19 protein-coding genes are annotated in these 14,304 nt (G+C 37.7%); 4 read left to right on the forward strand and 15 right to left on the reverse strand.

All coding sequences use genetic code 11. The features are described 5' to 3' along the window. Positions 1 to 7: 7 nt before the first annotated feature. The 10 genes from CBF29_RS07885 to CBF29_RS07930 all read right to left on the reverse strand — a co-directional run bounded on the left by CBF29_RS07885 (position 8) and on the right by CBF29_RS07930 (position 6,060). Positions 8 to 745, reverse strand: coding sequence for a hypothetical protein (locus CBF29_RS07885; protein ID WP_126809249.1), 738 nt, complete (start codon positions 743 to 745; stop codon positions 8 to 10). Positions 746 to 754: 9 nt separating this feature from the next. Continuing rightward, on the reverse strand, positions 755 to 1,165 hold the full coding sequence (locus tag CBF29_RS07890) for a replication terminator protein (RefSeq protein ID WP_126809212.1): 411 nt from the start codon (positions 1,163 to 1,165) through the stop codon (positions 755 to 757). Continuing rightward, positions 1,144 to 1,413 carry a DUF3850 domain-containing protein gene (locus CBF29_RS07895; protein WP_126809213.1) on the reverse strand — a complete coding sequence of 90 codons (270 nt, stop codon included), beginning with the start codon at positions 1,411 to 1,413 and terminating at the stop codon, positions 1,144 to 1,146. Before CBF29_RS07895 ends, CBF29_RS07890 begins: the two co-directional genes overlap by 22 nt. Next, entirely contained in the window at positions 1,413 to 1,964 is a 552-nt protein-coding gene (locus CBF29_RS07900; RefSeq protein WP_126809214.1) for a hypothetical protein, read from the reverse strand. Before CBF29_RS07900 ends, CBF29_RS07895 begins: the two co-directional genes overlap by 1 nt. 12 nt (positions 1,965 to 1,976) lie before the next feature. Then, positions 1,977 to 3,032 carry an ATP-binding protein gene (locus tag CBF29_RS07905; protein WP_126809215.1) on the reverse strand — a complete coding sequence of 352 codons (1,056 nt, stop codon included), beginning with the start codon at positions 3,030 to 3,032 and terminating at the stop codon, positions 1,977 to 1,979. Continuing rightward, the gene (locus CBF29_RS07910) at positions 3,032 to 4,360 is read right to left on the reverse strand and encodes an AAA family ATPase (RefSeq protein ID WP_126809250.1); all 1,329 of its coding nucleotides are present in this window, start codon (positions 4,358 to 4,360) and stop codon (positions 3,032 to 3,034) included. The genes CBF29_RS07905 and CBF29_RS07910 overlap by 1 nt, the downstream gene beginning before the upstream one ends. Before the next feature lie 110 nt (positions 4,361 to 4,470). Beyond that, entirely contained in the window at positions 4,471 to 5,259 is a 789-nt protein-coding gene (locus CBF29_RS07915; protein WP_126809216.1) for a helix-turn-helix domain containing protein, read from the reverse strand. A gap of 23 nt (positions 5,260 to 5,282) precedes the next feature. Further along, positions 5,283 to 5,588: a hypothetical protein gene (locus CBF29_RS07920; RefSeq protein WP_126809217.1), complete on the reverse strand. Its 306-nt coding sequence runs from the start codon at positions 5,586 to 5,588 to the stop codon at positions 5,283 to 5,285. A 10-nt stretch (positions 5,589 to 5,598) separates the two neighbouring features. Next, positions 5,599 to 5,862 (reverse strand): hypothetical protein, encoded by a 264-nt coding sequence (locus CBF29_RS07925; protein WP_126809218.1) that lies wholly within the window; start codon positions 5,860 to 5,862, stop codon positions 5,599 to 5,601. Continuing rightward, entirely contained in the window at positions 5,863 to 6,060 is a 198-nt protein-coding gene (locus CBF29_RS07930; RefSeq protein ID WP_126809219.1) for a helix-turn-helix transcriptional regulator, read from the reverse strand. A gap of 301 nt (positions 6,061 to 6,361) precedes the next feature. Between CBF29_RS07930 and CBF29_RS07935 the strand changes: the two genes are divergently transcribed. The 4 genes from CBF29_RS07935 (at position 6,362) to CBF29_RS07950 (ending at position 8,971) form a co-directional block, all read left to right on the forward strand. Then, a complete protein-coding gene (locus tag CBF29_RS07935; RefSeq protein ID WP_126809220.1) occupies positions 6,362 to 6,742 on the forward strand; it encodes a helix-turn-helix domain-containing protein in 381 nt (126 codons plus the stop codon). Between the two features lie 5 nt (positions 6,743 to 6,747). Then, a complete protein-coding gene (locus CBF29_RS07940) occupies positions 6,748 to 7,170 on the forward strand; it encodes an ImmA/IrrE family metallo-endopeptidase (RefSeq protein ID WP_126809221.1) in 423 nt (140 codons plus the stop codon). 18 nt (positions 7,171 to 7,188) lie between these two features. Continuing rightward, positions 7,189 to 7,626, forward strand: coding sequence for a hypothetical protein (locus CBF29_RS07945; RefSeq protein WP_126809222.1), 438 nt, complete (start codon positions 7,189 to 7,191; stop codon positions 7,624 to 7,626). A gap of 106 nt (positions 7,627 to 7,732) precedes the next feature. Beyond that, entirely contained in the window at positions 7,733 to 8,971 is a 1,239-nt protein-coding gene (locus CBF29_RS07950; protein ID WP_126809223.1) for a tyrosine-type recombinase/integrase, read from the forward strand. Between the two features lie 40 nt (positions 8,972 to 9,011). Here the strand turns inward: CBF29_RS07950 and sufB are convergent, their stop codons facing one another. The 5 genes from sufB to sufC are packed head-to-tail and all read right to left on the reverse strand — an operon-like array spanning position 9,012 to position 14,236. Further along, the gene (gene sufB / locus CBF29_RS07955) at positions 9,012 to 10,424 is read right to left on the reverse strand and encodes a Fe-S cluster assembly protein SufB (protein ID WP_126809224.1); all 1,413 of its coding nucleotides are present in this window, start codon (positions 10,422 to 10,424) and stop codon (positions 9,012 to 9,014) included. Positions 10,425 to 10,431: 7 nt separating this feature from the next. Beyond that, positions 10,432 to 10,908: a Fe-S cluster assembly sulfur transfer protein SufU gene (gene sufU, locus CBF29_RS07960; protein WP_126809225.1), complete on the reverse strand. Its 477-nt coding sequence runs from the start codon at positions 10,906 to 10,908 to the stop codon at positions 10,432 to 10,434. After that, complete coding sequence (locus CBF29_RS07965) at positions 10,895 to 12,130, reverse strand: cysteine desulfurase (RefSeq protein ID WP_126809226.1); 1,236 nt, start codon at positions 12,128 to 12,130, stop codon at positions 10,895 to 10,897. The genes sufU and CBF29_RS07965 overlap by 14 nt, the downstream gene beginning before the upstream one ends. Before the next feature lies 1 nt (position 12,131). Next, on the reverse strand, positions 12,132 to 13,421 hold the full coding sequence (gene sufD, locus CBF29_RS07970) for a Fe-S cluster assembly protein SufD (protein ID WP_126809227.1): 1,290 nt from the start codon (positions 13,419 to 13,421) through the stop codon (positions 12,132 to 12,134). A gap of 47 nt (positions 13,422 to 13,468) precedes the next feature. Continuing rightward, positions 13,469 to 14,236: a Fe-S cluster assembly ATPase SufC gene (sufC, locus tag CBF29_RS07975; RefSeq protein ID WP_126809228.1), complete on the reverse strand. Its 768-nt coding sequence runs from the start codon at positions 14,234 to 14,236 to the stop codon at positions 13,469 to 13,471. Positions 14,237 to 14,304 lie beyond the last annotated feature (68 nt).

Raw genomic sequence — 14,304 nt, forward strand, 5'->3', positions numbered from 1 at the left:
CTCCTAATTACGCTATTAAAGTAATACGTCCTGCTTCAATTTCTGCGCCTAACTCTTCAAGGAGATAAGCATGGATATTTGCAATGGCCGAATTTCTCCACGCTCCCCCATCTGCTTCAAAAATAGCACCAACAGGACCGTTTTTCATTCTGAAAATAAAACTGCTTTCAGGCTGCTCCACTTCTATAAACGTGCGGTAAGGAGCTAAAATTACAGGATTAGGAACTTTGACTTCGCCGACTGTCGCAACGCCTGTCTTCATGGAAACTTGTTGGGATACTCCATCGTCTCCAGTATTTTTAACGTTTTCTTCTTTGATATTCCCGGCTAACCTTAGAATGTTTTTGCTATCTTCAGTTGGAACAAACTTAGATTGAAGTGTGATAATCAAATTCTCAATGTCTAGATAATCGTTAAAATAGATTCTTGGTACAATGGCATCCACTCGCACTAATGTTTCACGACGGCCTTTATAATCCAAGACACCAGATAATTCCACAGTTCGCTCGTCAATAATTCGGATATAGTAATGGTCTTTTTGTCGCTCTTTATTGGCTTGAACATAATCAACCAATCCTGATAATGTTTGAATCTCTAACGGCGTTTTAGCCAAATTATTGATAGGTTCGATTTCATGGGCAACTCCCGAATTATCAACGACAAATTCACGATTGTTTATGATAACTATTCTTTCTTCCGGTGAAATCCTTTGGTCTTGTAAAAACTTTGCGAATTCTCTTAACATAACTATCACTTATCCTCTCTTTTGTAGGTCAATGACCTTGCCTTGATTTTCAATTTCTTCAACCGGTGTTCCTTTATCATCTTTGAACTTACCGTCGTCCGGATCAAAAAAAGTTTGTCCTTTTGCACCGGAACGTAACTCGTTAGCTTCCACCTCTCCGGAATCATTTATTCCCGTTAGGATTGTTGTGGAAACATCCGTCAGCGGTGCTAAATTAGATTTGACTGTACTGTTAACTTTGACTACTTCTCTATTTTCATCAGGTTCCAATTCTAAGGTGATGGTTAACTTCCGTTTAGTCGTTGCCTTAGTGTTTAGATCATGAATATTTTCAAATACCTTAGCCATTTCCATGTCTACTTTTTCCTGCAGTCCACCTTCGGCTATATTGGATAAATCTAAGTCAATACGTTTTGACATTCTCTACCACTTCCTATTTCAATTAATTTAATGCTAAAGACGACATAGTCCTCACTCTGTGCATAATCACAAATATATGTGATCTGAGCCTTAGCATTTCTTTTTGTAAATTCAGCTCCATCGAATTCCTTTAATATCACAAGATCTCCCACTTGGAAATCTCGGTCATTTTTTCTTATTTCAAAAGTTTTTCTTCTATCAATAACCGCTTGGTAATAATCAGGCAGCACCTTTAATTGATGTATCATCAAAATGCTGGCTCGTTCCTATTTTGTTGGTTTTGTGTTGGTTGTTGAAAACTCGGTGTTTGTTGCTGGTAATTCTGTGCCTGATTATAGTTAGGAGCTGGCTGTTGAAGCGTTTGTGCTGGTCCTTGATGCTCTAAATATTCTTTTACTTGATTGTTTTTACGTTCTGATCCTTTGCTTGTATAAACGTTAATTTCAAGTTTAGCTTTTCCTTGACTACCTATTACTGCTCCCCAATTTGGAGTGAATGGTTGTCCAACAACTGGTGATTGACCAATTCCGGAAAAGAATTGTGTCAACTTCCACTGCCAAGATTTCATAAGATATAAACGATCCGTCACTAACGTCGTCCCTTCAGTTCCGGAAAATTCCATAGTGATTTCCGCATAAGGCGCACCATTTGGAATTTTTGTACTTTGTCCGTCATAAATTTTTCTCTCCATTTTTTTGACAACAAATGGATATTCCCCTGGTTGAAATAATTTAAAGTTACTTTCTTCAGCGATGAAACTGTCGCCCCAGCCTAAAAACTCATTTTCTTGATTCATCATTAATTTTTCCTCCTAAAATTTTCTAATTTGTGTATTTAATAAATTGAGAGCTTTATCCCAATTAGTAACAAGATAATTCCATAGATCTTGTGGAATATTTTCCAGTGGTGTGTCCTGTGGCATAAATCCACCTTGGTAAATAATCGCTTTGATTTCCTCAACAGTAACTTGACTACTTTTCATTAAATCTGCGACAGATACAGGAATAATTCCTGGGATTTCTATTTGTGCTTCTCTGCTAAAACTAGGTGTCTTTATCAACTCTTCTTGTTGAGTGACTGGTTCTTGTGGTTCTTGTGCTTGTTGTGATACTGGCTGTTGATTTTCTATATCGTTTTGTCGGTTAAATATATGTGCGATTCCTTGATAACTCATATCCATTTGATCAGGTAAACCAAATCTGTTTTTAGCATCCCATGCAGGATTATGAGTCGTATACATCATTCGTTTGCCTCCAACACCTTTCTTTTTAGCATTCGAATTATTCCCACTACTCACAACAGTGACTTGAAAATTGCAGAACAAAACTATATCCGCCCATTCTTTTACAAGTGATGCAGTTGTTGCCACAGTTTTCTTATTTCCTAATTTCAATTCCCATCTGTCGTAAGCTCCCATTTCATCAGGTCTTTCAAATCGCTTGATCTGACTATGAGCAGTGAGCACTACATTAATACCTACTTCAATCAGCTCTGTTAGTTTATTTAATAATCGCCCAAACTCTTCTCCTAGATAGGTATAGCCATTTCCGTATCCAAAATCTTCTATGCCTTTCTTGTTATGCGTCTTGCAAATGTGTTCTATACATAATAATTCCGCCCAATCAGCGGTATCAATAATATACGTTTCACACGGTCTAGCATTCTTGACAAATTCAACTTGTTGAAGCAGCATGGTCCAGCTAGTAGGCTTGTCCAATCTTCTAACATCCATGTTATGTGTGCTGCCTTCTGTATCCGTAAATAAAGGCAATGGAAATTGTGCTGCTAGTGTTGACTTTCCAATCCCTTCCGGTCCATAGATCACTACTTTCTGTGCTTTAGCTATAACTCCTGAACTAATATTCATTAAAAAGCTCCTTCCCCTGTCCAAGCATTATTAGGCGGAATAAATTCGGTTGTAGATTTAGTTTCTTTTTTTTCTTTAACTACATAACCATCCTCAATGACGATAGAACATTCATCACCAGTTGAAACTCTAGTCGCAATAGCTTGCAGGCCTTCTTGCTCTAACCATTTACCGAACTCTTCTAACGTTTGGAGATCCATTTGTTCAAGTTTATCTATTAGCACGAAACCACAATCGGGTTTCAAACGGCGAACAATGGCAGTAGAAACTCGTAACTGTTCAGCACCGGACATGTTATCCCACTTTTGTCCTTTATAAATTAGCTCTCCATCTTCCACAGATAGTTCAGGAAGTGGTAAGTCAGCGCCTTTTAAAAGATTGACTTTATCTTGTCTGACAGCTTCCAGTTTAGTTGTTAGTTTGCCATATTCTTCACGCTGAATTTTTGCATCATCTTCTGCTTTTTCCTTATCTAGATTAGCTCTCACCTTTCGATTGATTTCATCGATTTCCGCAATATTGTGTTCTAGTTCTTCCGTTGATTCGTCATATAAATCAATAGCTGATTTTTGAGCTGTCTTTAGATCCATAGATGTTTGAATATGATTTGATTGCATTTCCGCTAATTTATTTTGCAAGTCTTGAATTTGTTGTTGAACTTGATTTATTTGTGATTCTTCTTGTTGGTGCTTAAATTCAATTTGTTTGACTTGTTCACGTTTGCGTTGATTTTCGCCATTCTTTGCCAGTATTTCTTGCTGTTGAGTAACCAATTCAGTGAAACTAACAAGCTCTTTAGGAGCATCCGGAAAATGCGGCTGTTCCTTTGCAAACTTTTCTTTCTGATCTGCTATTTGACCAATGGCACGACGTTGATTATAGAAATCTGTTTCTTGCCGTTCTAACTCAAAAAGCTGTTGGCCGACACCGATGATCTGCAGTAAAATATTGGCTTTGTCTTTATTATTTGCTTGCATAAACTTCGGTAAGTCGATTGCCAGCTCTTCCACAAAGCTGTTTAAGAGCTGCTGACCAGCTTTTTCTCCATTAGGGTCAATCACCTTCAAAGAACTATTCTTCCCCTTACGCTCAACCACAAGCCCATTGTTCATCACAATTTGAATGTTTGGTGGTGTTATACTTCCTTGTCTCTGCGCCTCACTAGGTCTGTATCGATCACCGCCTAATGCCCAAGCAATGGAATCTAATATGCTTGTTTTTCCTTGACCGTTCGGTCCACCGATTATCGTCAATCCGTTTGCAGTCGGCTCAATTCTGACCGCTTTTACACGTTTGACATTCTCGATTTCTAATTTATTTATTTTCATCAATTGTCAGTTCCTCCTATTTAGTGTTACAATAAACACGAAAAGATTTTTACTTAGTCGATGTGCCAGCATCGGCTTTTTTTCTTGCCTTAGTTGCTAAATTTAAAATGTCACTTCACCACCTTTTCAGCTAATAACGAGCCTTCAAACGAAAAATACTGATGTAACTCACCACCATTTGCCTGTTTGGTTATTGTCAAAATAACTTGAACAGCTTTTGAAGTTACTTGACTACCTACCACAGGTTGAGAAATAACTTTTTCCACTTCTTTTCTTTCCTCCTCTTTTTTCGGAATATGAGCAAACCTAGCTTTATTAAATCGATCATGTGCTTTTTTTGATGCAACACTTGTTTTTGTTCTATCGGGTAGAACATCGATTTTTCCAACTTGGCGTAATTGTGATACTTTTTTAAACAATGCCACATCGTTTTTTCGCAATAGTCGTCTTAGTTCTACATAATTGGAAACATAACCATTTTCATCAAATTTGATATTTCCAATTAAGATTTTTTCTGATTCCTCATCCCAATTTGGAAGATTACTTTTTAGACTTCCTTTACTTTTTTCCCTATCAATCACGCCTCTTATCGCAGTAGTTGTTCGATCAAACCTTTCAGCAATTACTTTCATTGGAATTTGCCTTTTATACATTTTAATAATTTCTTTTCTTTCATCTTCTGTATATTGCCTGCCTTTAGAGTCAATCTTCAGGGTCGGTTCATAAGCTGGGAGTTTCCCTTCTTTTCTTAACTTGCTTATTCTTTGTGCTACAGCTGGCTTAGATCGTTTTAAATGTTTAGCCATCTTTTCTATATTTACTACTTGATTAGTTGTATCCAATAACGCTGCATTTCTAACATACAAGATCTCTTTAGACGTCCACATCCTTCTAGTCATTTGAAGTTCACCTCTCGAAATATTTACGCTTCCTTAATCCCCACCCAATCATAAAATTTTTGGAGTGCTTCTTGATTAGTTGCTAGATTATGTTGCACTCGGTTATCTACCTCATACATTTTTTTGATAATATTCCGACTATCTCTGTTCACGTTTAAATCTTTAACCGAGATAATCACCGTTACCAAACTACTTAAAATAGACATAACAAGTACCGCTGCGTTAAGACTATCCCACACTCCTAACGTCACAAGCATTACGAGCTGTATACCTATTGATACCATTACAGCCTTTCTTAGCCTTACTAACATAATTAAATTTTTTTTCATGTTGCATCTCCTAAATTCTGTATTTTTTTATAAATCTATCAATGTCCTTTGTGTCGATTCTATAACAGCCATCAATTTTACTAATTTCCAAACCTTTTGCTAACCACTTATCAAGAGTTCTAGGATTAATATCAGCATATATACAAGCATTCTTTTTCTTTAAGTACCGAGATCTAATTGCATATTTTTTTTCTATCATCCTCAATGTTTGGTCTACTTTTTTTTCAATCGAACTTGCAAGGTTTAGCAAAAAATCTTCACTTAGCACTTGCATTTAGTCCCCTCCTGTTTCGTTTTTTTTGATGTTCAATGCTTTTTTTATTTTATGTATTTGCTCTTCTGGACTGCGTCGACCATTCATAATATCAGACATATAAGCAGTCGAAATTCCGAGTTGTTCAGCAAGCCAAGCCTGACTTTTTCCCATTTCTGCAAGCCTTATTCTTACCTGAACGATTAGATCATTTGACATCTTTTCACCTCCTAATAAATTTGTAAGCTAATAAAATTCGCTAATGTTAGTATAAAGTCTTGAATAATTTTAAACTTTAATGTAGAATATAACCATAGTTAAATAAGCATACAAAACCTATATTTATACTTTTTAAATCGTTCCCCAACGCAAAAAACGTATATTTTATCGGTCGTATTTGTTGCACTTATTAGCGTATTAAATTAGCTTACGGTCATAGTATATTAAACTTTAAAGTAGATGTCAACACATTTCTAGAATAAAGTTTAATAAATTCCGTAAGAACAAGGAGAATGTTCTTATGACAGTATTTGATAGAGTTAAAATGTTGGCTGACAAGCAAAAGATTTCAATTGTTGAATTAGAAGAAAAAATTGGTTTTGGAAGAAATTCCCTATATTCTTGGAAAAAAAAAGTGCCTAACGGGGAAAGCTTAAACAAAGTTGCTGATTACTTCAATGTTTCAACAGACTATTTATTAGGTCGTACCGACAACCCTGCGCTTGCTAGTGTCCCTGAATGGGCAACAGAACGAGATATAATAGATCTTGAAGAAATGCTTGATTCAAATGTCAATATGGCATACGGTGGTCAAACACTGACAGATGAAGAGAAGCAACGTGTCAAAGATGTTCTTACAGGAATATTTTGGGATAAGTTACAAAAAGAAAAAAGGTCGTGATGTAATTGAGGGAAGATGTACACATTGCACTTAAAAAAATTTGGGAACAAGTAGGTTCGTATAATCCTTTTGTGATTGCGGAAAAATATAATTTTGAAATCAGTTATCATGACTTCAAAGGATCACCTCTGGGTCATTGTTCAACTGTGATGGGGCAGACAATAATTCTTATGGATAAGTCATTGGAAAATTCAAACAAAAGATTTCTAGTTTGTGGCCATGAAATTTATCATGGGATTAGCCATCAAGATATTGCCAGTTATTATTCGATCAATGGAGTCACAAAAGGTAAAATGGAAGATGAAGCTAATGGATTTTCGGTTGAACTTTTAAAATGTTTGTACTTCGAAGAACACGGTCGTCATGCTACGTACTATAAAGAACTATCTATTTATGGTATTGGCGAAGACATGCTTGAATATTTATAGTTGGAATTGGAGGAAAAAATGTCAAAACACTGTGAAATATGCTATAGAAAGCTAGGACCTTTAAATTTTAAATACCACTCTACTGATGGTAAAACAATTTGTCGGCAATGTATTATACAGGCAGGATATGGAGCTAATGCTTCTTTTCCAGATATTAAAAAAATAGAATTTGAAACTATTTTAGACAACTATAATAAAGCACCGCAAAGAGCTAAGGAATATTTTGACGAAATATCACAGCAAGAAAAAGATTCTAAAATAATAAAATGCCCTAATTGCAATAGTGTAGATGTTGAGTATATGGGGAATGATAAAAAAAACTTTTCAGCTGGTAAAGCAGTCGCAGGAGTTGCTTTGACCGGATCCGTAGGTAGTCTAGCTGGATTTACCGGAAAAAAAGGGAATGAAAAGTGGCATTGTAAAAAATGTGGGTACACTTTTGAAACAAAAACATAAAAAAACACGCCCCCTATCCTGGCAGATATCGGCGTGTTCATATAAAAAACCTATGCAATAGGTTTATTTAGTTATACCTATTTTAGCATAGAAAGGAGAAAAAGGAATGGTAAAGTATCAAAAATACGAAACAGCGTCAGGAAAGGAGTTGTGGAAGTATAGTGGTTATTACGGTTTTGATGACAAAACAGGTAAGAAGATCCAACCTAGAGGACGAGGTTTTACAACAAGAGCCGAAGCAAAACTTCACTATGAAAGAAAAATTGAACAAATAAAAAATAAAAGCAAAGCACAACATAATGGTGATATCCGTTTTGAGGAACTTTTAGAACAATTTTTAAAATACTACAAAAACAGCGGTATAAAACCTGGTACTTATAAAAAATTCAAGGATGAAATGGAACGCTATGCTCTACCAATATTAGGTGATATTTATATCCAAAAAATTGATATTAACGATTGCCAAAAAGCATACGATCAATTAAAAAAATATCGAAAAGACCACAGGAAAATAAAAAATCAAATAAAAACTGTTTTAGACTTTGCAATTACTAAACAGTATATTGATTCTAACCCCATGGAGTATGTACTGGTAAGTAAAACAGATTTACGGTACAAAAAAAGACGATTAGATTCATCGGAAAATTTTTACACTCCAGAACAATTAATGACTTTTTTGGAAGCCTATAAAGAAGTAGAAGAATTTCAAAAATTTGTATATTTTAGACTGTTAGCTTTTTCAGGATTACGTCGTGGCGAAGCTTTAGCTCTTTTTGAATCCGATGTTTTAAGAGAAGAAAAAGCAATCAAAGTAACCAAGACTTTGACAGAAGATGCGCAAGGGAAGGATATGTTAGCTCATACTCCAAAAACAGAAACATCTAATGGCTTAGTCTATCTTGATGACGATACATATAACTATGTGATTGAACTTATAAATAATCGCAATTCTTACGACACGTATGGAAATCTAACGTATCTAACCAAATCAAAATATTTGTTCGTAAGTCCAAAAACAGGCAGACACTATCACCGATCTGCTCCCAATGATTGGTTAAAAAATTTCTTTGATAGAAACGATAAGGCTCTGAAAAAAAGAGGTCTACACAGAATCAGTCCTCATGGATTACGGCACTCCCAAGCTACTCTTCTTTTTGAATTAGGTGTCGATCCAAAAGATGCACAGTATAGACTAAGACATAAAAATCTAAAAACAACCATGGATATCTATACCCATTTATCAGAAAATCGGAAACAGACCCCAGTGTTAAAACTGGATGAATTTTCCTCTAATGGTGCAATATCTGGTGCAACGCCTTCTATATCAAAAGAAAAAAAGTCTTAGGAATATTGATATAGCAACATTCCCAAGACTTTATTATTCCCTATCCGACAGACCCTTCCATTTCATAACTGATTAACCGATTTAGTTCTACCGCGTATTCCATCGGCAATTCCTTCGTAAACGGCTCAACAAAGCCCATCACGATCATCTCTGTCGCTTCTTCCTCTGACAAGCCTCGGCTCATCAAATAATAAAGCTGCTCTTCTGAAATTTTTGATACTTTGGCTTCATGTTCCAGCGCAACTTGACTGTTATGAATCTCGTTAAATGGAATCGTATCACTCTTAGATAAGCCATCCATAATAATCGTATCACATTCAATATGTGAAATGGAACCTGCACTGTTTTTTCCAAAAGTTACCTGTCCACGATAGTTAACCTCGCCGCCGCCCTTGGCAATCGACTTAGAAACAATCGAGCTGGAAGTATTCGGTGCATTGTGAATCATTTTTGCCCCAGTATCTTGAATCTGCCCTTCATTAGCAAAGGCCACTGACAACATTGTCCCCCGTGCACCTTTTCCATCAAGGTAAACACTTGGATATTTCATCGTCGCCTTAGCTCCCAAGTTGCCATCTATCCATTCCACTGTTCCGCCTTCCATTGCTTTGGCACGTTTCGTTACCAAGTTATAGACATTATCAGACCAGTTTTGGATCGTCGTATAACGACAATAAGCATCTTTCAAGGTAAAGATTTCTACAATAGCAGCGTGCAAACTGTTTGAGGAATAAGTTGGTGCTGTACAACCTTCCACGTAATGAACACTTGCGCCTTCATCAACAATAATCAAGGTACGCTCAAACTGTCCCATATTTTCGTCATTGATCCGGAAATACGTCTGAAGGGGAACATCTGCTTTTACTCCCTTGGGAACATAGATAAATGTTCCGCCAGACCATACAGCTGAATTTAGTGCCGCTAATTTATTGTCAGTCGGTGGAACTAATTTAGCAAAGTACTGTTTGAACAGTTCTGGGTATTCTTTCAACGCAGAATCTGTATCTGTAAACACAATGCCAAGTTTTTGAAATTCTTCCTTCATGTTATGGTAGACAACTTCTGATTCGTACTGTGCAGAAGCCCCGGCCAAATATTTTTGTTCTGCTTCCGGAATCCCCAAGCGCTCAAAAGTTTCTTTGATTTTTTCAGGTACATCTTCCCAGTCCCGAACAGGTTCGTCACTTGATTTTTTATAATACGTCAAACCATCAAAATCCAGGTCAGAAAGATCTGGACCCCAAGTTTGCATAGGCATTTTGTTGTATGCTTCAAAAGATTTTAGTCTAAAATCCAACATCCATTCTGGTTCTTCTTTTACACGGGAAATCTCCCTGATGACTTCTTCTGTCAATCCCTCGCCAGTACTATAAACCGGCTTCACATCATCGCGAAATCCATATTGATATTCGCCAACTACAGGTACATCTTCAATTTCTGGTATGTCAGTCATATTACTTTCACTCCTTATTCTCGCAATGTTCTTGAGATTCGGTGGCAAGTGCTTCTTTCTCATTAATGCCTTTTTCCAAAGCTTTCCATGCCAACGTTGCACATTTTATTCGTGCAGGAAATTTAGAGACTCCCTGCAAAATAGCAGCATCACCAAGTGCATCTAAATCAGTCACTTCATTTCCTTGAACAAGCTGAGAAAAATCTTCAGCAAGTTCCAGTGCTTCTTCCTCTGTTTTGCCGATCACAGCGTCTGTCATCATGCTTGCACTGGCCATAGATATCGAACAGCCGCTTCCAGCAAAACGAGCATTTTTTACCAACCCGTCTTCGATTTTTAATTGCAGCTGAATCACATCTCCACATGTCGGGTTGTTTAATTCTATTTCATGCGTCAGCCCTTCTTCTAAACCAAAATGGTGAGGATGACTTGAATGATCTAAAATCACTTGACGATATAAATTGTCTAATCTAGATAGTGCCATGATTGAAAAACTCCTTTGTTGCAATGACTGCTTCAATAAACTTGTCCGCTTCTTCTTCGGTATTATAAAAATAAAAACTTGCACGTGCAGTGGATTGGACATTTAAATGTTGTAATAACGGTTGCGTACAATGATGACCTGCCCTGACCGCTACTCCTTGCATATCCATAGCCGTAGCCACATCATGGGGATGCACACCTTCAATATTAAAAGCAATCACACCTGAACGTTTTTTCGGATCTTTAGGACCATATATCACAACGCCTTCAATCGCTTGAAGTTTCGGCAAGACATATTCGACGATAGATTGTTCATACGCGTGAATATTATCCATTCCTATTTCTGTCAAGTAATCAACTGCCGCACCTAAACCGATACCGCCGGCAATATTTGGCGTCCCTGCCTCAAACTTCCACGGCAAATCCGCCCAGGTGCTCTCTTGCAGATAAACGAAGTCAATCATTTCTCCGCCGAATTCCACAGGCTCCATTTTTTCAAGTAAGGATTGTTTGCCGTATAAAATACCAATGCCTGTGGGACCGCACATCTTATGTCCGCTGAACGTATAAAAATCAGCATCTAATTTTTGCACATCTATAGACATGTGAGGGGCAGATTGTGCACCATCCACCACCATCACTGCACCAACATCATGAGCAAATTCGATCAAGGTCTCAATAGGATTGATGACCCCCATCACGTTAGATGCATGGTTCAATGCCACAATTTTAGTTTTTTCTGTGATTTTCTTTCGAGCATCCGCCATATCTAATTCACCGTCTTCAGTCAAATCAATATATTTCAACACGGCTTTTTTTCTTTGCGCTAACTGCTGCCAAGGAACGATATTCGAATGATGTTCCATATATGAAATAACGATTTCGTCACCTTCGGACACGTTAGCATCTCCGTAGCTTCTGGCAATCCAGTTTAAACTCGTGGTCGTGCCTCTTGTAAGCAGCACTTCTTTTGAAGAGGCTGCGTTGATAAACTGACGGATTTTCTCTCTGGAACCTTCATAAGCTGAGGTAGCCCGTTCCCCCAAAGTGTGAACACCTCGGTGGACATTAGCATTATCATGTTCATAGTAATGTTTCAAGACTTCCAATACCTGTTTAGGTGTCTGTGAGGTCGCCGCATTATCCAAATAAACCAAAGGCTCATCGTTGACTTCTTGATGCAGAATCGGAAAATCTTGCCGTAATTTATCAACATTCAGCATATTAGATTAACTTCCTTTCAATAACTTCTGCCAATTCATCACGGACTGCCTTCACGGGAATAGCTGTTAAGACCGAACCTAAGAATCCTCGAATAACCAAACGTTCTGCTTCAATTCTCTCCAGTCCCCGACTCATCAGATAATACATTTCCTCAGGGTCTACTCGGCCGACACTGGCTGCATGTCCGGCAGTTACTTCATTTTCATCAATTAATAAAATCGGGTTTGCATCTCCCCTAGCCTTGTCTGAAAGCATCATGACACGGCTTTCTTGTTGGGCATCTGAACCGACTGCCCCTTTGATGATGTGTCCGATACCGTTAAAAGTCAACGTGCCCCGTTCACGGATGACACCGTGCTGTAAAATATGTCCGACAGAATGACGTCCGTAGTTGGTCACGCGAGTATCGATACCTTGTACTTGACGACCTGCACTGATGGCTACTGCCTTAACTTCCGAATGAGAACCTTCACCAACCAAATCAGAATCAAAATCGGCAACCACATTGCCGTCGTTCATGACTCCAATTGCCCAATCCACACTGCCGTCTCTTAAGATGTGTGCTCGGCGGTTAAAATAAGTGGTTACATTTTTACCCAATTGGTCAATAGCAGCAAATTTTACTTTTGCTCCTTCTTTTGCAATCACTTCAACCACGATACTTGCCGTTGATTTTGCTTCCCCGTCTCCTATGGTCTCAAACTTTTCCAAATAGCTCACTGAGCTGTTAGTATCAGCTAAAATCAAAACATGTTTTGTAAAATTCACTTCAGAAGCAGCACTATGATAGAAATACGCTTCCATCGGCTCTTCGATTTCGACATTCTTTGGAACATATAAAAACATTCCGCTATTCATAAATGCCGCATGAAAAGCTGTTAATTTGTCTTCATCATATTTTACTGCTAACTGCATATATGCTTCTTTAACTAATTCTTCATGTTCTTTCAGGGCTGTAAAAATATCTGTGAAAATAACTCCTTGGTCAGCCAACTTCTGTGGCAGCTGTTCCTTGATTGTTCGGTTGTAGAATTGGGCAAACATCGGATGATTTGACTCTTTTTCGTGCAATTCAAACTCATCTAGATTATCTTCCCCATCAAAAACCAGTCCGTTGACTTTGGTCAGCGGCCAACGATGCATTTTTACCCGTTCGATGACCGGCAGCGCCAATTCATCTATTTTATTCAAGGCTGCCAAACGCAACTCCAGCATCCAAGATGGTTCTCCTTGACTAACTGAAAATGCCTTTACGTCGTCAAGATAAGTTTTTTCTATCGTTTCATTCATTTATCTTGTCACTCCCATTTCTTGAGGCAAATGCCTGCTATCACTTATTATTCTCCAGCTAACTCAATTCCCAATTCTTTGCTGATTCCGGCATAACCTTCTGCCTCTAATTGTTTCGCTAACTCTGCATCGCCAGTTTTTACAATTTTTCCATCCATCATGATATGGACAACATCTGGTGTGATGTAGTTAAGCAAGCGTTGGTAGTGAGTTATAATCAGTGCACCAAAATCATCACTGCGCATTTCATTCACACCTTTAGAGACCACCTTCAGCGCATCGATATCAAGACCTGAGTCGATTTCGTCTAATATAGCGAATGTGGGTTCCATCATCAACAGCTGCAGGATTTCATTACGTTTTTTCTCTCCGCCAGAAAATCCTTCATTTAAATAACGTTCTGCCATTTCTTCAGGCATATCAAGTAAATCCATTTTTTCATCAAGTTTCTTGATAAAGTTCATGACTGAAATTTTATCATCTTCAGCACGTTTTGCGTTGATTGAAGCACGCATAAATTCAGCATTGGTGATTCCCGGTATTTCGCTAGGATACTGCATAGCCAAAAAGATTCCTTTTCGGGCACGTTCATCCACTTCTAATTCTAAAATGTTCTCGCCATCCAGCAAGACTTCCCCTTGTGTTACTACATAGTTTGGGTTACCCATAATAGCAGCAGACAACGTAGATTTCCCTGTCCCATTTGGTCCCATAATGGCATGTATTTCACCTGTATTCATTGTCAGATTGACACCTTTTAAAATTTCTTTATCCTCGATCGATACATGCAAATCTTTTATCTCTAAAACAGACATCAAAAATCCCTCCAATAAAATGTTTAAGTAAAAAATATCACTAGTCCTATTCTAGTCTAATTGAGGAT

This window comes from Vagococcus elongatus (assembly GCF_003987645.1).
GTDB lineage: Bacteria > Bacillota > Bacilli > Lactobacillales > Vagococcaceae > Vagococcus_A > Vagococcus_A elongatus.